Below are 22,457 nucleotides of genomic sequence, written 5' to 3' on the forward strand. Positions count from 1 at the left end.
TCTCGATGAATTAGAAATTAACATTTATACCAAACCCAACCTCGCGCCTGCGCGGATAGCGGCCATTATCATTACCCGGTGTAAGCGCCGAGCTGGAAGAAAATTCAGGATCATACCATGTATAATTTGTCCAGGTAAGCAAGTTGGCGCCGTATACATAGGCCCCTATGTTTTTGAGCTTATACCGCGATGCCAGGTTGGCGGGCAGATTATAAGTAAGCTTGGCATAACTCAGCCTGATGAACGAGGAGTTTTCCAGGAACCGGGTTTGTGTTCCGGGGAAATTAGCGGTGGAGTTTTTGCGGCCCATGTAAGGGATATCGGTAATATCGCCCTGCTTTTTCCAGGAATTATAGGTGGTATTATTATCAGCCACAATACCCGATGTAGCCAGGTTATCCAGTGTTTGCCGCGGACTGTCATAGATCTGGCCACCCCAGGTAGTGTTCAGGGTAAATGATAAGGTAAACTGTTTGTAGTTTATGGTATTGATGATAGACGCGTAGAATGATGGCTGCGCGTTACCCAATACCTGGCGGTCATTGGCATCAATAACACTGTCCTTTTTAACATTGTCAAATATCATGTCGCCGCCAAGCAGTAAAGCGCCGCCTGCATACATGTGGTGTACGGTACCGCTATAAGTTTGCCCGTTCAGCGTATATTTTTGAGCGGTTTTACCATCGGCGGATACCCCTACTGGTGTCAGTCTGTTCCAATTGCCATCATAAGCGTTGGAGGCATCATACTGGTAAACCCCCAAGCCTTTGTAGCCATAAAAATCGCCGATCTTTCCACCTTCCTGCACCAGGTAAGTAGCTCCTCCCGAAGTTGCCAGGAAGGGCTGATGATTGTACAGGCTCTTGATGCGGTTGCGCTCAATGGTGAGGTTGGCTCCAATGTTCCAGTTAAAGTTTTTGAGGGCCAGCGGTGTTGCATTAATCGAAAGCTCAAACCCTTTATTGGTAACGTCTCCCACATTTACATATACATTGGTAAAACCTGTTTCAACCGGGATATTACGCTGGTAAAGCAGGTTTTTGGTTGTCTTTTTGTAGTAATCGGCGGTTACATTCAACCTTGAATTGAAAAATTGCAGATCGAGCCCGATGCCTTTTTGGATGTTACTTTCCCATTTCAATTGAGAGTTGCCAAACTGGTTGCTTAATACCACACCGTTTACAGCATTATAAAAGGAAGAGCCAAAAGTATAGATCAGCAAATTAGAGTTAGATGGGATACGGTCGTTACCTACTTCACCATAATTTACACGGAGCTTGGCATCATTCATCACTTTTTTTGCCCAGCCCATAAATGGCTCATCGGTAAATCGCCAAGCTGCAGATGAGCCGTAGAAATCGCCATATTTATTATCCTTACCAAACCTTGATGAACCGTCTTTTCGGTAAACAACATTGAACATGTAGCGGCTTTTATAATTATAGGTAGCCCGGGCGTAAAGTGATTCACGGCTGGTTGAGCCCGCATCGGTACCGGTATTGGTTTGGTCAATAGTGCCATAAACGTTGGAGGTGTATATAGTTTCGTTGGCCGAATTTGAACCAGCTATTTTAAAACTGTTGTTCTGTGTTTTTTCGGCACTTACACCCGCCACTGCTGTTATGGAGTGGTTGCCAAATGTTTTAGCCCAGTTTAAAAATCCCTGGTAGGCCCAGTTGGTATTAACCGCAAAACTTTCCCTGCCCGAGTTAACCAAAGGGTTGGCGCTGCTTAGCAACTTAGGATCAAAAAACACATTATGCGGTGTTGATAAACCAAAGTCGAAATTATTGGTCAGTCGCAGATCTTTGGTTATTGTATAATCGATCTGGTTAAACAGGTCGCCGTTATACGTATTGGTTTGGTTAATCTCGAGCAAAGCAACCGATAGTTGGTTACGCCGTCCGCTAATGTAACCCGTTAAAGTGCCGTCGGGATAATATAAAGCTAAGTTTGACGGTCGCTGGAAGGCCTGGTTAATGGTATTCCCCTCGTTGATATTGTTATTGGTATTATACCCGAATGACAGGCGGTTACTGTATTTAAATCGGGGGGATACCTGGTAATCGAGGTTAAACCGAGCCTGCAATGTTTTCGCGTAGCTGTTAACGATAAGCCCCTGATCATTAATGTACCGGATACTGGAATAGTACTGCACACTTTTTTCGCCCCCGCTTACACCAAAGTCAAGGATATCCCGCTTGGCTGTCTGGGTGATTACATCCTGGTTGTCGTTATCGGAGTTAAAAACAACGTTTAGTGAATCATTGGTGGTTGTGGGTTTGTCGGGACTTGCTCCGTTATATAAATTCCGCTCAATACGCAGGTCCCTGGAGTTTGGCTGCTCCAGTTTGTGCGCCATTACGCCAAAGATGCGGGCATACTGGGCATTGATGAGAGGCTTACCTGCCCTGCCCCGTTTAGTAGTGATCAGGATAACACCATTTGCCGCTTGCGAGCCATAAATAGCTGCCGATGCCGCGTCTTTTAACACCTCGATGGATTGGATATCATTGGGGTTTACATTATCGGCGCTTTGACTTAAAATACCGTCGATCACGAATAACGGTGCGTTGCCCGCGCTCGAAAATGTTGATCCGCCGCGGATCTGGATAGAGCCTGTCGCTCCCGGTTCGCCCGAATCATTGATAACCAGCACACCTGATGCCTGTGATTGCAAGGCATCTATCAGATTGATCGGGTGGCGTTCTTCAATCTGTTTGGCGGTTATGGTTGATATAGCACCGGTGAGGTCGCGCTTGGCTACCGACTGACCATAACCCGTTACAACAACTTCACTTAAATCGGTCGCCGACTCTTTTAATGTCACATTAATGGTTTTACGATCGCCTACAGGAATCTCTGTCGCAACATAACCAACCGACGAAAACACCAGTATCGCATTGTTGTCGGCCACATTGATCAGGAACTTTCCATTACCGTCAGTAAGAACGCCAATCTGCGTACCTTTTATTTTTACACTTACACCGGGCAAGGGGCCTTTGGAGTCGCTCACCACTCCGGATATGGAAATCGGTGCTGATTGCAGCCTTTTATCGGTAATGATAACCAGGTTATTTCCGTTCAGTTTGTAGGTAAGATTTGTTTGTGACAACAACATTTCCATCACCTCAACAATGGAGGCATTGCTCAGATCAACCTTACCAATGAGCTTTGAGCTCAAAGCATCATCGTTATAAACAAAGCGATAGCTGCTTGCCTTTTCCACTTCGGCAAGTGCTTTCTTTATCGAAACATTATGCAGGTTAATATTGATCTTATCCTGCCCGTAGCCTTTTGAAAAAACCTGAAAGGATGATATCACGATCAGGATAAGGGTACACTTTGTCATGAGGAATATTTTTATAAGGCATTGCAACCGCATATGGCTTATGCGGCAAGCATTTTTTTTCATAATTTAGTCTTTAGGTTACTTGAATTATTGGTTTTAAGACGACTCGTAATTTTGAAGGACCAAACCGCGGGGGATGCGTCAACATTCTCCGCTTTTTGGTTTTAAGGTGTTTTATGTATCGGTTTTAATCATATGCGCTTTGTTTTAAGGTTAATGGGGTTTAATAAATAGTCACTTTATCGTTATCAATTAAAAAGTTAAAATTGCTGGTGGCCTTAAGCGCATCCAGGGCTGTGGCCAGTGATTCTTTGGTAAACTTTCCGCTAAACTTTTTCTGTTTTAGCTCTTCGTTTTTAAAGGTGATCGAAACACCGTACCACCGCTCCATTTTTTTGGCCACATCATCAAAGTATTCATCATCAAATACCAGCTTATTTTCTAGCCATTGGGCCTCGGCCGGTAACGAATCATTTTGCTCATGATGCAAGGCGCTTAGTGTTATAAGGGTGTTATTATCACCGTTACTGTGCACATTTTTATTGGGTAATGTTAGTTTTTCGGAGGGTTTTAAGATGATCTTATGATCGGGGTTTGATACCGGGGTAAGCTCTATCCTCCCCCTGATCAATGAGGCTTCGGAAGTATTATCATTGGCATATGCCCGCACATTAAACGCGGTACCCAGAACCTTTATCTGCATGGTTGTGGTATTTACAATAAAGGGGTGCTCACTATCCTTTACCACGTCGAAAAAGGCCTCGCCGGTTAGGCGTATTTCGCGATATTTATTGCCATAGTTTGTTCCATAAAATATTTCGCTGCCGGCATTTAGCCATACTTTGGAACCATCGGGTAATATTATTTTACTGATGCCGCCCAGCGGAGCCGCTATCTGGTAAGTTTTACCCGAGTTATTCCCGCTAAAATTTCGCCAATAAAAAAGTGACAATAGGCCAAATACCAAACATGCTGCCGCCGCGGATAACCAGAGCGGATTGTGCCAGATGTTCTTCATTTTTGCCGGGGTATCTGTTTTATCTTCCGGCCCCTGAAAACTATCAGTATGTGAATCATCCACTTCCAACCTGCTTTCCAGGCGGTCCCATTTTTCCTGTAATTTGTGCGAAATAAAGCGGGGCGGCCGATCAGGGTTTTGTTTCCACAGGGCCTCCAAAACCTGTATGGAGTATGCATCGGCCCAGGGTTGAGCAAGTAATATATCCAACTGCCGAAGCTCGTCGGCAGTAGCTTCGTTATTCAGTTTCTTTCCTAAAAGTATCCAAAGAGTTTCCTGGTCCATTGTTTTTAGCTTCAGTAACAAGGACAGGGAAAAATGAAAACACCCCAGTGAAAAAATGAAAATTAATTGGCCGATGCCTTTTTGAATACTTTTTTATGATGACCAGGCGAAGTTGAAATAGCCGCCGCTATAGCTTTAAGCGCATTGCCCATATGGTATTCTACCGTTTTGGAGGATATATTGAGTATTTCTGCTACGTTCCTGTACTTCAGGTGATCTTCTTTGACCAGTTTAAATACCAATTTACATTGTTCGGGCAGGCGATGTATGGCCTCATTAATAACTTTAGCAAGCTCGGCAGTGATCAGTACATCTTCAACAGAGGCATTAATATCCTTTAATTCAAACCCAACAGATTCAATGTCGACATATACGATACGGTTTGCCTGGTTATAGTTAAGCGACTGGTTTTTTACAGCTACGTACAAGTAAACCGTTAAGTTATTTACCTCGCTTAATTTGGCCCGGTTTGCCCACGCTTTTACAAATACATCGTCAACAATTTCTTCGGCTACTTCCGTTAGTTTTACAAAAGAACAAGCCAGTTTCAAGAGGCGCTCATAATACAAAAAGTAGATCTTTTGAAAAGCGACAAGATCACTATCACGCGCTATTTTTTCCAATAGCTCTTTAAGGTCAATGTTTAACATGTATAATCAGGTTTGAACTGGTGCATTTACGTTGGAGAAATGCTGGTAATTGGTTAACCTAATTTAGGCCTGAAAAACAGCGCAGAAATAAACTATATTGACTAAATACTAACTTGTATTTACAATTTTATCAAAGATGATCGCCTAACTATCATTCTGTAATGACTCTGGCTCAATCATGTATGTATCAACATATAACTGCCCATGGCATAACTATTTAACCCGGTAAATTAAGCCAATGTTAAGTTTCGGTTATTGAATCTGTTAGGACTTAATTATTCAGTTTTTCTCCAGTATTCCACAGGTTTCTTTGCGGAAAATCAAAAATCCGTAGTCCATGAAACACTCCTACTTCCTTAACAGGTTATTGTTGTTTTCTTCTTTAATCTTCCTGTTTGCTTTTTCGTCTGTAGCGCAGACCATAAAAGGTAAAGTTGATGATTATAAAACCGGCGAGCCCCTGGCCGGAGCAACAGTACATTTAACACAACAGGGCGTAAATAAAATTGCTCCCGTAAACCTGAACGGGGCTTATATCTTTAAAAACGTACGCACCGGGCCTTATAAAATTCAGGTAAATTTTATAGGCTACAAATCTTTGCAAACGTATGAGGGAAACATTAATTCAGCCGACGAAATAAAGATCATCAATATAGATCTGCAGGATGCAAGTACACAGGTAGCAGAAGTTAAAATTACGGGGCAGGGAAATAAAGAAACCGATCGCGCGGCGCGGGGCATCGAGAAAAATGCCAGCATGATTCAAAACATCCTTTCGGCAAATACCATCAAGCTTTTACCCGATGTAACCGTAGCCAATGCATTACAACGGGTAAGTGGTGTAAGCATCCTGCGTTCGCCAAGCGGCGAGGGGCGTTACGCCATTATACGCGGTATGGAGCAACGTTATAACTCCACACTGGTAAACGGAATCAAGATACCAAGCCCAGATCCAGCCTATCGATTTGTGCCCATGGATATATTTCCGTCAGAAATGCTTGACCGCCTGGAGATAATTAAAGCCCTTACACCCAGCATGGAGGGCGATGCTATTGGCGGGGTTATGAACCTGGTGATGAAAAGTGCCCCAAATCAGTTTGTTCTTAGCGCCAATGTATCCGGTGGTTTTTCTTCTTTATTCTCATCCGGCAGGCCATTTGTTGCATTTAACCCATCCGTCAACGGGCAATCGCCGGCAAGCATCCATGGTAATAGTTATGCAGCCACCTATAGTGATTTTAATAACACAGCGATCACAAGCGATAAGAATATGTCGACCCCGTTTAGTTCAACAGCTGGTTTAACTATTGGCGATCGCTTTTTGGATAATAAGCTGGGGGTAATTGTTTCTGCAAGTTACCAGAATATCTACCGGGGCTCTAATTCCAAAAGATTAATACCAAACGCCCAGCCAGATTTTCAGCCTTTACCAAACTCACCCCAATTTTCTGATTCTTATGACCGTACCTATTCTACGCAAACACAGCGTTTAGGTATCCATAACAAAATTGATTATGTGTTTGATAACAAAAACAAGATCTCGTTATACAATTTGTACATCCATCAAAACGAATACGAATCACGCCTGTCATCAGATACTTTGGGTCTGGGCTTAAACTCAACCGCCTTTAGCAAGCAGATCACCTTATCAAACAGGAGCACCTTAACCCAGCAAACCATTTATAACTCCACCCTGCATGGCGAGCATTTATTAGGTGATGAATGGAAATTTACCTGGGACGGGGTTTATTCCAGGGCTACCCGCAATATGCCCGACAGAACTGAGTTCTCCTACGATGCCAATAAGGCCATTAATAGCGCAGGGGCGGTTACCAACGAGTATGATAACAATACCGTATTAACCCACCATTGGGAAAATAATAAGGACCAGGATATCAGCGGTTACGCCAACCTGATCTATACCCCTAAAATTGCAGGTAAGCCCGTCGAGTTTTCTACCGGTGGCTTATTTCGGCATAAAATAAGAGATGCGTACTATATGGAATACACGTTAAAAGGAGGCTCTACGCTGTATAACAATAATTTTAGTTCTATTCCATTTACCTTGTCATCACCTATTGATGGCACCGGTAACAGCAACACCAATTTAGCCAACAACTATCATATAACCGAAAACGATAACGCGGAGTATGTGCAGGCCAAGTTTGATCTGCTGCCTAAACTACAGGTTTTAGGTGGCGTCCGGATCGAGAATACCAACCTCTCCTATCTTACCCAATCGCCAATTACCGTATCTGCCCGAAGCGGAAAATATATTTATACTGATGTTTTGCCAAGCGTGCACTTAAAATACGCGTTAACCGATGAGCAGAATCTCCGGGCATCGTATTTCGCCTCTATCAGCCGCCCGGGCTTTGGCGAACAGGTTCCTTACCAAATAGATGGGGAATATTATAAGGAGGAAGGCAATCCGAATTTAAAACACATCACTGCTGATAATTATGATTTGAGATATGAATTTTTCCCGGGAGGGGCAGATCAGCTATTGCTGGGCTCTTTCTATAAAAAGATCTATAATCCTATTGAGTATTACGTTGTGCGTGGCTCCGGACCGAGCGATCTGCTTATCCAACCTCAGAATGATCCTGGAAACGCAACCAATTACGGTTTTGAAGCCCTGGCAACCAAGTTTTTTGGCATCATTGGCTTCTCTGCTAACTATACTTATACCCATTCCCGTGTTACTACACCCAAGCTGCTGTACGCCCCAACAGGCGCTAATGGCCAGCCAATGAACAGCATTATAGATGAAACACGCCCCTTACAGGGTCAGGCCAATCATGTGGGCAATGCATCTATATTATTTAAAAGCGCTAAACTGGGCTTAGATATGCAGCTGGCTTATGTATATACCGGTGAGCGCCTTGCCCAGGTATCGGCATACGCTAATCTCGACTTTTACCAGCACGCTTATGGTCAGTTAGATTTCTCGTTTGAAAAAACGATTGCCAAACATTTTTCTTTTTACGGCAAGATCAACAACCTTACCAATGCAGCTGCCAGGATATATCTGAAATATCCGCATGATAAAATTAAGTCGCAGCTGCAGGAGTTTTTGGGCAAACAAGATATAGCCGCTCAAACCCTGGTTCAAAGCGATTACTACAAAACACTATTCCTTGGCGGGTTCAGGTATAAACTCTAATAACAAATAAACTATAACGATGAAAAAATATATAATCCCCATCATCTCCCTGATATTATTAGCATCAGTCTCCGGCTGCCAAAAATGGAAAGGCGAACATACCGAGATCTATAATTATACCCCACCCGCAGCCAACCCGGTAAGTGATAAAGCCCCGCTGTCTTGCGGTGGCGGCAGTACGGTTAGCGCGGTAAAGGGCACTATGCTCAGCGGAAAAACCTATACCGTACAAGCCGGCTGCGACCTGGTTATTAATCCTTTGGATACTTTATTGATGCAGCCTGGGGTTACTTTAAATATGGGCACAGGCAGTAGTTTAATTGTTTTGGGTACCTTGGTGAGCAACGGTTCCAAAAATCAACCCAACTGGATAACTGTCCCCGGAATAACCAAAAACGATGCACCGGGTGGTGTTGCCCCTACTGCCGATCCGGCTTACTCGGGTAAATGGAAAGGTATTATTGCAGGACCAACCTGTAACCTGATGGTATTGCGTTGGACCCACATAGAGTATGCCGGGTTAACCGAAGGTGACGCAACATCTAAACTTGCCAGTTCGGGCTCTGGTAACCAGTACAGTATTCTATTCGCCAATTACAAAGGGAGTTTTATTATGGAAGATTCCTGGTTATATGGGGGTGTGGATGATCCTATCCGCATATCGGCTGGTAAAGTGGCCATTTTTCGCAATACCTTTGAAAAGAACGGAGCCAACGGCGGCGATTGTTTAAATGCCAAAGGTGGCACTGTAGGTACTATGGCTTATAATCTTTTTATAGGTACCGCGACAAACGGTCAAAAAGCATCTAATAAAGGACAGGCTATCGGTGCGCCGCAAACCAACCTGGTGATGTATAATAACACCTTTGTAAGCGGCGGATACCGGCAACAACAAAGCGGACGTGGTGGTTGTATCAATTATGAAGAAGGCGCCGCGGGTATGTATTACAATAACGTAGCTATCAACTGCCGGTTTGGTTACCGGGTAGTTGGCAATCCTGTTGCCGATGTGGCGCATCTTTCTTACGGTAATAATTACCAATGGGCCGATTCACTGAGCGTGGCCAACCAGTTTTATCCAACTGGTTATATTACCCAACCACAAACTACCGATATTCCATCAATTACCACTTCGGCAAAATATCTCCCAACCAATTACCCGCTGGGATCTGTTTATGATGGTAGCGATGTGGTTCAGAAAAATAATCCTGCATTTTTGAATTTTCCTTTACCTACAACAGGTCATGCTCTTTCTCAATACAGCGCTGTTGGAAATTTCAATTTTCATCTGCAGGCAAGCTCGCCACTGATTGGAAAAGGGAACACCACTATAAAACCTTTGATCACCGTTCCACTGGATAAAATTTATGGCCTCTCTGATGCTACTCCTCCCGGTGCCGACCTTGGCTGCTATCAGTTAAACGGTACGGGCAATCAACACTAATTTTAACTACCAAGGCCGGCTGAACTTTCGTTCAGCCGGCCTTTTATAATCCTATTATAAAATGAATTTACTCGTCAAAAGCAGCTTTATATTACTGATCTGCGCCTGTTTTATAACAACAACGGCTTTCTCTCAATCCTCCGACTTAAAGATCATATTGATACGCCATGCCGAAAAACCGGTGAAGGGCGATAACCTTACTTGTCAGGGAGTGAACAGATCGTTAAAACTTCCGGCTGTTATTAACGCCAAATTTGGTGTACCCGCTTATCTTTTTGTACCAGCCATGGGCTTGGGTGAAGCCACCAAACACTCCCGCATGTTTCAAACTATTATTCCTTTAGCGGCAAAGTACAACCTAACAGTTAACAGCAGCCGTCAGGAAAAAGATTCGTTAGGTATGGCTGCCGATCTTAAAAGCAGGGCCGGTACCGTCCTGGTGGTTTGGGAACACAACAATATTGTGCCCATTGTAAGAGCCTTAGGCGTAAAAGAAACCGGCCTAAAATGGCCCGATGACGATTATGACAGCATCTGGGTGGTGACTTTTAAAAACGGAAATGCTATGATTGCTTTTGATAAAGAAAACATCCATCCTTCTGTCGATTGCGGTTTTTAAATCTTTGTCCCACCCAGAGTACTTATCCTACTTGCTCTTATCAACTTTTATGGATAAAGATTTTGCTTATCACTGCTTTTTTCTTTTTTGATAAGGATGGGTTGTGTATCTTTATATACCTTCCTTAGATCACACCGTATATTATCAATCAATTATATCCTTAAAAAAGAAAAACATGTTTGACGAATTACTTAAATTGGTGCAAAACAATGCAGGCGCAGCAATTACCAACAATCCCCAAATTCCAAACGAACACAACGAAGCCGCGGTACAGGATGCTTCCTCATCCATCACGGATGTATTAGGCAGTCACTTATCATCTGGTGGTGGTGGATTATCTGGTGTACTATCATTACTTAAAGGCGGTGGTGGCGACTTGGCCAGTAATCCCATTGTGAGCCAGATTATACAACAGTTTAGCGGTAAACTCCAAAATAACTATGGGGTTGATGGCGACGCGGCCCAATCAACAGCAAGCAGCCTGATACCACAGGTTTTAGGACAACTGGCCAACAAAACCAATGATGCCGGCGACAGCTCTTTTGATATCCAAAGCATTTTACATTCACTAGGCGGTGCCGATGGCAAATTTGACATGAGCGATGCCCTGAATCTTTTCCACGGAGGCAATAACAACGCGGAAAGCGGCGAAGGTATATTAGGAAAACTGACGGGGCTATTTGGCGGGGCTAAGTAAGATAAATTTATAGACGAAAAAAGCCCAACGTTTGGTTGGGCTTTTTCTCGCATTGTAAATGCTTGATTCATATTACGCACTATAGATGGCCATATTCAATGCCCAAGACTCGAATAGCTTACAAAAAGTAAAGCTCAACATAGTGTTGGGCTTAGTTTGTTACTTATTAATTCGTGCTCACGCGCCACAGGCGTGCGCTAGCTAAGGGGTTGTAGCGGAAGAATTAAGCATAAATCCGCTTTAAGTTTCCTTTCAACCATTCGCTGAGTGTAGTTTTCGCAGTAGATGAAAGTATTCCTTGGGTACTTTTGCCGACGTCTTCTAAAGTTGCGATTCCTTTTTTTTCGTTAATCGGTAAAACATAAGTAGCGGCCCAAATTCGAACTCCTGTTGACTTATGATCTAAATAATCTAATAGCACTAATAGACTATCATGATCCTTAAGAAAGGTGTACGCGTTGGCGATTTCCTTATAGCTTTTATTTGCTATTTTATAATCACCAGTTTGAGATGCTTCTGCGTGTTTACTTGCAGCATCGACGAACTGGCAAAGTGCTGCATTGATATCATTTAATTTTTTCATGGTGTCCAACCAAAATCTTTTAATGTCTGAATGCCAAAATTGTATTGGGCCTCAAAGCTTTGTGTACTAAGCCACTGCCTAACAACTTGCCCTTCGGAAAAGGGTTGAATTGATGAATAATAGCCAGATATGCGAGCGTGAATTGACCCGGCTCCATGCGCTAATTTAAGTATATTATTAGTATTATGTATTGCCTCATTTCCAAAATTAGCCACATTATTGGGGGTTTGCTCAACAATATGGTGCCAAGCCTGACCCTGTCCGGCAGGTCCTAGGGCTCTTTTAGCGGCAGAAAAAGAGCCAAATCCAGTTCCTTCATCGACAGCTAAATTGGCTGCCAATCCATCTGCAAAATCAGCTTTCCGAGCAACCCCATTAATTAAGAAATTACCTCCGACCTCTCCAGCTCCCAAACCACCACTCATAACCATCGTGGCTCCAATAGACACTCCCTGAGCAGCATCAAGCATCGGCATATTAGCTCTTATCCCATCTTGAAGGGCCATTGTTGTGCCTTCATATGGAATATCTTTTATGGGATTAATAAAATCCCAGCTATCTTGCCCAAATTTGACATAAACACCATCTCTTCCGGTTGACCAGGTTTGGCCACTTACATCTTTTGCTCCGGCGCCATATTTAGCCGTTACTTCCGCTTGATTGTGTACACTTTTGTCATCAAATGCCGTTCCATCATCTAAGCGAACCATATCAAACATTCCGTCAACATCGATATGACTGATCGGATTGTTGTGGCCATAACTATATGAGCTCCACCGACGATCTTTTTCAGCAAGCGGATCCACAGTGTAAAACCTGGCAATCGTTGGATCATAGAACCTGGCACCGTAATCATATAACTGAAGGTTCTCTTGCAGCTCCTTCTTATTGTAAAGATACTCATTTTTGGGGCTGGCTGTACTCGTGCTGATCTCCATCCCGAAAGGATAGTAGTCATCTACCTGTACCTGCCTCGCTACGCCCGTACCTGTATCAAAGTTTACCCGGCTATTGCCCAGATGATCCGTTAATGTGTATTCATAGTTATAGCTTGCTGCATCTTTGGGTAAGGCTCTGCCCTCTTCTGTCTGGATAAAACTGATTGTGGATGACGCTGCTGTACCATCGTACTGGATGCCATTAACATAATCCGTTTTTGCTGTGCCAATTAATCTGCTAAGTTTTTCTCCTCCAGCATCATAGGTATAGGTAGTGTTCTTGCCAGTAATAGTTTGTGGCAGGTTCAGCAGGTTATAGGCAATATTGGTGATCCCTTTGCTGTTGTCACTGATCAGGTTACCATTCCCATCATACGCATAGCTCGCTATCCCGCTTTTCTGACCGGCATTGTTCGTCGTCGCATCCGTTACCGCCTGTAACTGGCTGCTACCTATTGGATACGTGTAGGTCAATTGATCGATCAGCGCGCCTCCCTGGTAACGGTTTAAGCCCGTGATATTGCCCAGCAGATCATACGTAATGTTGTTCTCATGGTTACCCGTTGATGCCGTCGCCGAGGTCAACCGGTTCAACTGGTCATAGGCATAAGCGTAATTCTTAGTCAGGTTACCCGGTGTTCCCCAGTATTGATAGGGGATATTCCCGTTATACTGTTTACTGCTCCCGGTATTGTAATACAGTTGCTCAGCAAACAGCGGTGCGCTGCTCGTGTTCAGCCAGCCACGTTCATTATAGCTATAGGTGATGGTTTGTTTAAAGTTGGTACTATCCGTACTGTGCAGGTTCTTCTTCCATACCTGCCCCAATTCGTTATACTCCATTTTCGACAGGATCGGGTTTACATCCGCTGCCTGGCCCCCGTTCTGGATCTGCCCCCGTGTGGTCAGCTTCCTGCCCATATGGTCATAGCTGTACTGGTTGATGATCGTCAGTTTGGCTGTTCCTCCTGTAGCCGCGGTAAAATGTCTTCGGCTGGTCGTCATTACCTGGTCATTGAAATTGTACGTGTTCAATACCACATCGAAGTTGCCCGTGTTTACTGTACCGCCCAGATAGTGTTGTTTATAGCTTCGGATATTTCTGCCTTTATCATCATAATAATTGACATCCCAAAGCGTGTCCGGTTTGTCATTGGCAATTGTGTTCAGTACCGTCGTCAAACTCGCGGTCAGCAGACCTTTGGTCATGGTACTCACGCCATTGGTTACCAGGTAACCTGCCGGAAGATTAGGGACATTATAATCATCGTAATAGTTTATCGTTAACCTCTTGGTCAGCACCGGGTAACTGCCCAGCACGTATCCTGTTGGATTGGCCGTGGTATTATTGGTCTGGTCGCGAGTATCCCATTGGGGTTTGGCATAGATACTGTCTTGCAGGTTTTTTAAAATCTTGGCAGAGCCCGCGTTCCACAGACCTGTGATAATTACCCGGCCCAGCGCGTCGTATTTGCTTACCGTCCATTGATTACCTTGTCTTTGCAGGCTATCCTGGCTCAATACAGGCTGGTCCAGACGGTTATATACCGTAAACTCCCAGCCCTTGCCCGGGATCTTCTTTTGCGTCAGCCGGTTTCGTTCATCATAACGGTACTGGTAACACAGGTTATTGAGCAACATCGCTGAGGGTAAGGCGATATCTGCCAATGCTCTGGGCGGCAATACAAAGGCCAGATTACCCAGGTCGTCATATACATAATAGGTAGATAGGATCTGCAAAGTGGCAGCAACTGTCGGGTTACTTTTAGCGGGTAAATAATTAAACGTCCTTTTCAGCACAACATGACCTTCTTTGTCTTTATATTCTTCGGAGGTACCGCCACGGCCGCTTTTCCAATTTTCATCCTTAGTTATCGTCACATATAGCTGGCCGGCTCCGTAATTGCCATTCCTCGCTAATGTCCGGCTCCCATTGGCGTTGATGGTTGTGGTATAAAGCGCTACCAACATGGTATTTGCCGTATCTGTTATGCCCTTAACATTATTCGTCGTATAGGCTATTTTCTGGGTATGACCGGTCATATTGTTCGCTACCGGCTGCCAGTCGGTTCCCGGCGCGCCTTGTTCTATCATCCGATTCAAGGGCGATGGCTCGAAATTCGTGATAGAAAAAGGACTGTTTGTTGTCACAACTCCTGCAGGTGGCGCTGTATAAAACTGGCTTTGAGCTCCGCTCAGTGCACCTGTTTTATAGCTTCCATCATTATTGCTCGCGGTAACATAGGGCAGATACTTCTGTGCTTCGCGCCCGAATTGGTCATAGGCGAACGGCTGTACCACATCACTACCCAGAGGGCTCCCTTTCACCTGTACCGTTTGCAGGGGTCTGCCCAGGCCATCAAAGTATTGTACCATCTGCATCAGTTCGCAGGTGTTCCTGTTTGCAAAATCCCCGGAGTTTGGGGTTGAGCCTACCGTTCTCATACCCCCTACCCGAGGTACAGAGGTGACGATGTAATTCTGGTTCTGGTTAAAACTGTTCGCAAATTGCTGGCAGTCTGGATTGGCAATGTATAAGCTCAGGCTACTGCCTGGTGCTGCCGTAAAACTGAAACCGGGGTTCAGCGTGATGCTATTGTAGCTAAAATACAAGCCCGGGGCAGGTGTGCCCGTCATCGGTGCTGTTACCTGTATCTGCGCCTGGCTGCTGAGCGTCAGGAGCATAGAGTAGCAAGTAAAAAGCAAGCTTTTTATATTTTTCATGTGATAAAGTCTTATGGGTTGATACTTCGGATTACTGCCCTTGATAATGATAATCCAGGTGCTTGACAATGTTCCCGTCTTTATCCTTTACATTCATCAGGCGCTGAAAACCGTCATATTCATAATACGTCGTCTCGCCTTTAGGATCGGTTGAGCTTGTCATGCCCACCAAGGGATCATAGGTGTAAGTGGTAACCTGGGCGTTTTTTAACTGTAATCCATTTTTTATAGGAGCTAAAAATGAATCTATCTCACTTTTAGAGGGATTAGGTTTAGCCTTAAAAGTACTTATGTTGGCAGCACCTAATAAAGATTCAATAGTACCATAATCAACATTTTTTATCTCTGCAACAGGATAATGGCCATTGTAACTCCAAAGGTAGTTTAACTTCGCACCTTGTTCTTTCGCCACACTTTGAACATTCCCCTGATTATCATAGTTATAATAATGGATTCGTGTTTCTAAAGGAGTGGTATTTAAGCCCTGAACAGCAATGGTTTGAGGGTAATATTGATGTAAATTGGGTTGATAATAATTAATACGGGTAAAGGCTGTTTGTTTTGAATCTGTAATTTGTTGTTCTTCAATTACTGGCTGGATCACCTGATCGTTGATCATTGCCCGATAAACGCCGGTGATATCACGCCCTTCAGCTATTATCTCATGAGGGTATTTGTAAATTACCTCCGATATCTTATTATCACTGTTAAGCGTTCTCGATTTAGTAAGCATCGTGTGGAGAGGATTAGCATAGGTATAATCGGTTTTGCTGATCGCCACTCCATTGTTAGGAAAATAATCGTACACGGTAGTCGTATCTTTATACGTCCATGCTGAATAAAATTTATATTTATCTATTTGAAACCCCTCAAATTCAACGTATTGAGGAGGGGTGGTATGTGCCGGATAATCTGTGTATTTGGTAATGATATAGGCTGTTATACTATTATTAACTGTGGTATCTATCTTGTATGAATTAACTGTTCTCTTCAGGTTATAAAATAGACCATCCTGCTTTTTAAATATTAACTGCTCTTTCTCCAGGCCATTTCCAAAGCCGTTATTCGTTAATTTAACACCCAGTAATGCAGCAGGGCCATGCAGCGGTACAGAATAACCATCCCGGTTAATGATATAAGTATGTTGTGTTCCACCTCCGGAAAAATCGTCACCCAAGCCTTCAATAACTGTTCCGTAGTAAATATAATTTTGAGAATAAGAGTATGAATTTATGAGAGAGTTGGAATGTGCAACCCTGTTCGTACAAGTATATATAGCGATGTGCCCAGCTGATTGGCTTGTTGAAAAATCACATCCTCCGCCATTAAAAATAAATTCAGAACTGAATAGGTTTGGCATCCGGCCGGCTACGCCTGAAGATTTAGAAAGGTTACTCACATCTGCATAGTAATAGTTTTTAATAATAGGCACCCCCTGAGCAGATCTTGTAATCAGTTTACTTACCCTTAATCCGCTTGTAGTAACATTTACATCAATAGGTGGTAGTGTTACCTGGTAAGATAAAACAGCAGAGCACTTGATGTTCGGAACGAGTGATGTTATTTTTAGTGTATACGCCGAACCTGCAAGTAATACTGTAATATTTTCACCTGTAAACCCTTGGCCTGCTTTTAATGCTTTTGTATAAACAGATACGCCATCAGATACATGAATTATTTCAATAGTGAGCAAATCTGTATTGGGATCATATGGGGACGATCCATCAGCATTCATTTCGACCAGAACATTACCACTTAATGAACCTCCGTTAGGCGAGCCTGGTGTAAAACTTGGAGAGGCTTTTATAATGGGAGCAGAATCAGTTTTGGGAATTGATAAAGATACACTTTGTGATTGAGTTGGGCTTTGTGTTGTATGATAATCATTCAAAGCATAAACAATGCTATCCGATCCGCCTGTTGGATAATCAACCCGTGTTAATACTCCTTTTAAGGTACTTGTCAAATCCGCCCCCCTATCAGCTGTAGCCCGCCAAAACAATTGTTGATCATATGTGGCGTCTGGTTTCGGAATAAATGAACTATTGTATTTTCCATTAAAAAAACCAAACATATCCTGCGCATATGACAAACGTGGTGGTAAACCATTCTTATCATTATAGGTAAAATAATGCTTTCCGGCTGTCTCTTCATTTTTACCAGTTGCATAAACAGAGGTAAGAAACGGTCTGTATCTTACGGTTATCTGTTCACTTTCAGGATTTAAAAAATTAGTCGATGAAACGCCATAATCGTAAACAAAATGAAAGGCTTTTATTTTATTCCCATTATTGTTAAGGGTTATTGTACTCAGTAGTTTCTCACTATTACTATTGGGCGAGGAAGACGGTAGATCCATACGATCAACATAAGTAAAGTCTGCGCTTAACTCCCTAAATGAGATATTAGTTAACAGCTTTCCAGCTACATAGTTCTGGTTAAAACAAGTTGCTTGATTATCGATTTTAGCACATTGTAATGCAGGGCATGGATTTTCATTTTGCAAATCCAAAGATTTTGTCATAGTTTGAGAGAAACCCGCAACATAATTATAAGCGATATTCTGATAGGTAAAACTTACTTGTTCTTTATTGGGAAGTATGACTCGGGACAGATACCAGGATGTTGCTATATCGGCCCCTACCTGACCAACGTTTCCTGTGCAATCATTACTTGTTGAGGTATATTCAACATCTTCAAAATAGTACTGGCTTCCATCTGGTGTTGTGAAAACAATTGAGGACGAACTTGTGCTGTTAAACGTAACCGTCACCTTTAAATTGGAATACGGTATCAATACAGGAGCTCCATTTAGCCCCAAGACGAATTTGCCCGAATAACCATTAAAGTTAAAATTAAACTCATCAGGTTCTGAATCTGATCCTCCCGGACCTGGCAAAGTCACGTTCTGCAAATAGGTCAGCAGATTTTGATCAAAAGCCTGCCAGTTATAAGGCAATGTTGAGCCTGTACTCCAATCGTCCGGCTTGCCGTTTACACTTCGGGTTACAACTCCACCAGCATTAAGTGCCCACCCAATACCTACCCTCGAGGCAATCTGATCAACCTTTATTCCCGTTGTTGCATATTGTATATCAACAGGCATGTCCCATTGCAATCCATCAATATTAAATAGAGGAACTCTGAAATTTAATGATCCTGTTTGTAAACCCACATCAAGGCCCCCATATTTTGATAACTCCGCTGCATTGGGCGCAACGGGAATAATTACAGGTAATTTATTATAAGACGTTTGCGCGTAAGATATTTTAGTATAAAAAGCAATGATGAATAGAAGCATTATTACCTTTTTGAATACGGAAATTAAGGACCTTCTTTCCCTTGTAGTTTTAGTGTTATAGCACATAGCAATTGTATTTATTTGTTTGTTTGCTAGAAATAATGTATTCCATTAGTATAATAAACAGCGACTCTATTTTAGCTTATTGGCTAAGTGGTCAATCTGTTCTTGCAATGATTTATTAATTCTTTGTTGATTTGCCATCTTTTTATTCTGCACAGTCATCTCTTGATCCTTCTCAATCAAATACAGCGTCAACTCTTCTACCTTCTTCAGCAGTAGTTTATTCATCTCACCCAGATTCAGGCCCTCTTTTGCGATTTCCTGCTGAGATGGAATTTCGGGTAAATGCTGGTTTTGATCGATATAGGCTTTAACTTCTTGAAGTGTAGGTAGTTGATAATCCTTTTGGAAAACATAGTCAGGCCAGTTTGTTGCTTCAACCTTTATTTGTTTGGCGCGGATATTACCATTTACCGATAGGGTTTCTTTAGGAGTTAAGGTTCCTATACCTACGTTTCCACTGTTTATTGCCAATGGATAAAAACCCTGAGTTGTTGTATTGCCTGGCAACGAGCCTCCCCAGTTGGGGTTATATGTGCCTGTACCACTAAAATAGGCAGTAACTACAGTTCCGCCGTTCCTGTTGGCAACATCAAATACGAGATAAACAGTAGACATATCGCCATTAAAGAGGGTACGAAAATTTGACATAACGGTATTACCTCCGTATGAGGTATTACTCAAAACAGAAATAGAGCTGGCTCCATCATACTGATTTGCATTTACATGTAATTCTACCGTTTGTACCCGGTTGGTAGCTTCAAAAGTAAGTGTATATGTTCCTTTTATTCGTGAACCACTGGCGATAACATAGGTGCCATCCGTTGGAACACCAATCGGGGAGGAATCATTTACATTAATTCCCTTAATGGAAAGAGCCCCGTTGACATCTAGTTTACCAATGGGAGTCTGCGTTCCAATACCAATAGAATTGGTGGTTGATGTAACAGCGCCACTGGTCGTCCATTGGGCATTTACGAAAGACGAGATGCTTAAAAATAGCGATAATGAAAGGATGAATTTTTTCATGATATAAGGGGTTAAAAATTTGTTTAGGAATATATCCTTGGCCACCTGTATTAGTTCGGTAATGGTTTTTTTGAACTAAACTGATACTATTTAGTTCGCTTTATTATAATGAACCGTTGGGGTGGAATTTAGAGCGCGATTAACGCCATAACAGATTATCAAAAAATGTTGCTCAACACTTTTAAAACCAGATATACACAAATGTACCTGGTTAAAAAGGTTTGAATGGTGGCACTACTTTGTCAGTGAAGTTAAAACCAACACATACAAATATCTCTGGTTAAAGTTATTTAAGCGGTGACGCTACTTTGTCAGTAAGACTTAATTTGAAAAAGTCTGGAGTTATACGGGTACAGTACTATTAGCTTAAACTTTTCGTAATTAAAAGTAAAAGCGTTTGTTTGGCTTTAAGAACTATTGCTATGGTCTCTGCTATTAATTTGTTAAGACAGTACGATTAAAACAGTGGGAAACAAAAGCAAAAAAAGCATATCCAATCAGTCCTAAAACTGCTCAGATATGCTCTCTTGTAATTATTTTTTCGTCGGGATGGCGGGATTCGAACCCACGACCTCCAGCACCCCATGCTGGCGCGATACCGGGCTACGCTACATCCCGAAAAGGTTAGAGAGGCAAATATAATAAGTAGACACTTATCTCAAAATGATTTGTATAAAAGTTGAGCTAATTCACTAACCATATTGGCTATTCCACGAAAAGGATACCTTCATTTATAAAAATTATTATCCACGAAAAAGCTTATTTTAGTTTTAATTATAAATCCTCAAAATTATCGGAATGCCTATTCTTCATTTACCTCCTGGACGAATTGCCACAAGATCATGGTTTGGGTCATGCGTAAAGCAATTGTTTGCTGTAGTTTTATACTTTCTGTTATTTAATGGTTCAATTTACGCCCAAAAAACAAGCTCCTTTCCTATCAGCACGCCCGAAGCGGAAGGTGTTTCCGCAGCCGGGATAGATAGTTTTTTGAATGCGGTGGCACAGAGCAAGCATGAATTTCATAGTTTTATGTTTTTACGGCATGGCAAAATAATAGCACAGGGTTGGTGGGATCCGTACCGGTCAACTTTAAGACATAGCCTCTACAGCTGTAGCAAAAGCTTCACTTCAACGGCTATTGGCTTTGCCGTTAGTGAAAAGCGTTTGTCGGTAAATGATAAGGTGGTCTCTTTTTTTGCCGGCAGCTTACCAGATACTATACCGCCTTACCTGGCAACGCTTACAGTAAAAGACCTTTTGACGATGAGTGTAGGCCAGGCTATCGACCCAACTTTTGCTATTGTATCCAAAGAGGATAATTGGGTAAAGGCTTTCCTGGCATTGCCTATAGCGCATAAACCCGGCAGCCAGTTTTTATACAATTCTATGGCTACGTTCATACTATCGGCCATTATACAAAAAGTAACCGGACAAAAAGAGGTTGATTATCTTAAACCCCGTCTTTTTGACCACTTGGGCATAAAAGGCATGGATTGGGAAATTAATAGGCAAGGCATTAATACCGGTGGTTGGGGCCTGCGTGTAAAGACCGAAGATCTGGCGAAGCTGGGTCAGTTTTACTTACAAAAAGGTGCGTGGAATGGCAAACAATTATTGCCAAAAGACTGGATTGAAGAAGCTACAACATTTAAAATTGACCAGGCACCAGGCGTAGCTCAAAGCAAAAGAGATTCGAGCGACTGGATGCAGGGATATTGTTATCAATTCTGGCGCTGTCGCCATAACGCATTCAGAGCCGATGGGGCTTTCGGGCAGTACATTATTGTGATGCCAGAACAGGATGCGGTGATCGCGATCACCTCGGAAACAAGCGACATGCAGGGAGAGCTTAACCTGGTATGGAAATATTTACTGCCGGCCATGCATCCGAAGGCATTATCGCTTGATAAGACCAGTGATGTTAAGCTCGAGAAACATTTAGCAGATTTAAGTTTACCTCCTAATACGGATACCCGCAGCAATGCAAACAGCACCTTCACCAAAACCTTTTCTATTCAACCAAATGCGCTCCATATCAGTTCAATTTCTTTTAATATAGTTAATAAGGTTTGCCATGTGACCTTGAAAAAAGATTCGGCAAGCTATACGCTCAATTTTGAAACAGGCAAATGGTTGCCTGGCGAAACCGACAGGCAAGGCCCTGGTTTAGTTACAGGTGGTAGGGAAGATTTTTCATTATTGGTCCCTTACAAAGTAGAGGGCAGTTACGGATGGAGTGATAACCAAACATTACAGTTAAGGCTACGATATATTGAAAGTCCACATACAGAAATCATCACCTGCCATTTCAACAATCAGCAGTTAAATGCCGATGTGGAATATAGCTTTAATTATGGCAAAAATAAATTAACGTTACATGGGGAACTGGTTAAGTAAAGAATAAGACCTAATGACAACCAGTCTATTACCTTACTTCAATCTTATAACTTAATTCAACAAAAAGTTGTTAAAACAATTTATATATTTTGACATCAGCTCAATTTCAGAAAAAGTCATAGTAGCCATATATTCGTTACCAAGGCAAATATTTAATGCAGATAAGATGTTCCCCTTAACATCTTAAA

The 22,457-nt window shown here is 42.6% G+C and carries 12 protein-coding genes and 1 tRNA gene; 5 read left to right on the forward strand and 8 right to left on the reverse strand.

The features are described 5' to 3' along the window. Positions 1-10: 10 nt before the first annotated feature. From FHW89_RS06525 to FHW89_RS06535, 3 genes are all read right to left on the reverse strand, one after another. Complete coding sequence (locus FHW89_RS06525) at positions 11-3,352, reverse strand: SusC/RagA family TonB-linked outer membrane protein (RefSeq protein ID WP_172334211.1); 3,342 nt, start codon at positions 3,350-3,352, stop codon at positions 11-13. A 223-nt stretch (positions 3,353-3,575) separates the two neighbouring features. After that, a complete protein-coding gene (locus tag FHW89_RS06530; RefSeq protein WP_172334212.1) occupies positions 3,576-4,655 on the reverse strand; it encodes a FecR family protein in 1,080 nt (359 codons plus the stop codon). A gap of 62 nt (positions 4,656-4,717) precedes the next feature. Beyond that, positions 4,718-5,305: an RNA polymerase sigma-70 factor gene (locus FHW89_RS06535; RefSeq protein ID WP_172334213.1), complete on the reverse strand. Its 588-nt coding sequence runs from the start codon at positions 5,303-5,305 to the stop codon at positions 4,718-4,720. A 337-nt stretch (positions 5,306-5,642) separates the two neighbouring features. Between FHW89_RS06535 and FHW89_RS06540 the strand changes: the two genes are divergently transcribed. The 4 genes from FHW89_RS06540 (at position 5,643) to FHW89_RS06555 (ending at position 11,231) form a co-directional block, all read left to right on the forward strand. After that, a complete protein-coding gene (locus tag FHW89_RS06540) occupies positions 5,643-8,471 on the forward strand; it encodes a TonB-dependent receptor (protein ID WP_172334214.1) in 2,829 nt (942 codons plus the stop codon). A gap of 19 nt (positions 8,472-8,490) precedes the next feature. Continuing rightward, a complete protein-coding gene (locus FHW89_RS06545) occupies positions 8,491-9,915 on the forward strand; it encodes a hypothetical protein (protein ID WP_172334215.1) in 1,425 nt (474 codons plus the stop codon). A 61-nt stretch (positions 9,916-9,976) separates the two neighbouring features. Then, on the forward strand, positions 9,977-10,534 hold the full coding sequence (locus FHW89_RS06550; RefSeq protein WP_172334216.1) for a histidine phosphatase family protein: 558 nt from the start codon (positions 9,977-9,979) through the stop codon (positions 10,532-10,534). Positions 10,535-10,709: 175 nt separating this feature from the next. Next, complete coding sequence (locus FHW89_RS06555; RefSeq protein WP_172334217.1) at positions 10,710-11,231, forward strand: DUF937 domain-containing protein; 522 nt, start codon at positions 10,710-10,712, stop codon at positions 11,229-11,231. A gap of 223 nt (positions 11,232-11,454) precedes the next feature. On the opposite strand, the gene FHW89_RS06560 is transcribed toward FHW89_RS06555, so the two are convergent. The 5 genes from FHW89_RS06560 to FHW89_RS06580 form a co-directional block, all read right to left on the reverse strand. Continuing rightward, the gene (locus FHW89_RS06560; protein WP_172334218.1) at positions 11,455-11,814 is read right to left on the reverse strand and encodes a DUF2019 domain-containing protein; all 360 of its coding nucleotides are present in this window, start codon (positions 11,812-11,814) and stop codon (positions 11,455-11,457) included. Beyond that, entirely contained in the window at positions 11,811-15,476 is a 3,666-nt protein-coding gene (locus FHW89_RS06565; protein WP_172334219.1) for a DUF6443 domain-containing protein, read from the reverse strand. The genes FHW89_RS06560 and FHW89_RS06565 overlap by 4 nt, the downstream gene beginning before the upstream one ends. Positions 15,477-15,507: 31 nt before the next feature. Next, positions 15,508-18,777 carry an RHS repeat protein gene (locus FHW89_RS06570; RefSeq protein WP_172334220.1) on the reverse strand — a complete coding sequence of 1,090 codons (3,270 nt, stop codon included), beginning with the start codon at positions 18,775-18,777 and terminating at the stop codon, positions 15,508-15,510. A gap of 132 nt (positions 18,778-18,909) precedes the next feature. Further along, a complete protein-coding gene (locus FHW89_RS06575) occupies positions 18,910-19,869 on the reverse strand; it encodes a hypothetical protein (RefSeq protein ID WP_172334221.1) in 960 nt (319 codons plus the stop codon). 544 nt (positions 19,870-20,413) lie between these two features. After that, positions 20,414-20,487: transfer RNA gene (locus FHW89_RS06580), tRNA-Pro, on the reverse strand. Between the two features lie 180 nt (positions 20,488-20,667). Here FHW89_RS06580 and FHW89_RS06585 point away from each other — a divergent pair. Further along, a complete protein-coding gene (locus FHW89_RS06585) occupies positions 20,668-22,269 on the forward strand; it encodes a serine hydrolase (RefSeq protein ID WP_172334222.1) in 1,602 nt (533 codons plus the stop codon). Positions 22,270-22,457 lie beyond the last annotated feature (188 nt).

This window comes from Mucilaginibacter sp. SG564, assembly GCF_013149275.1.
Classification (GTDB): Bacteria; Bacteroidota; Bacteroidia; order Sphingobacteriales; family Sphingobacteriaceae; genus Mucilaginibacter.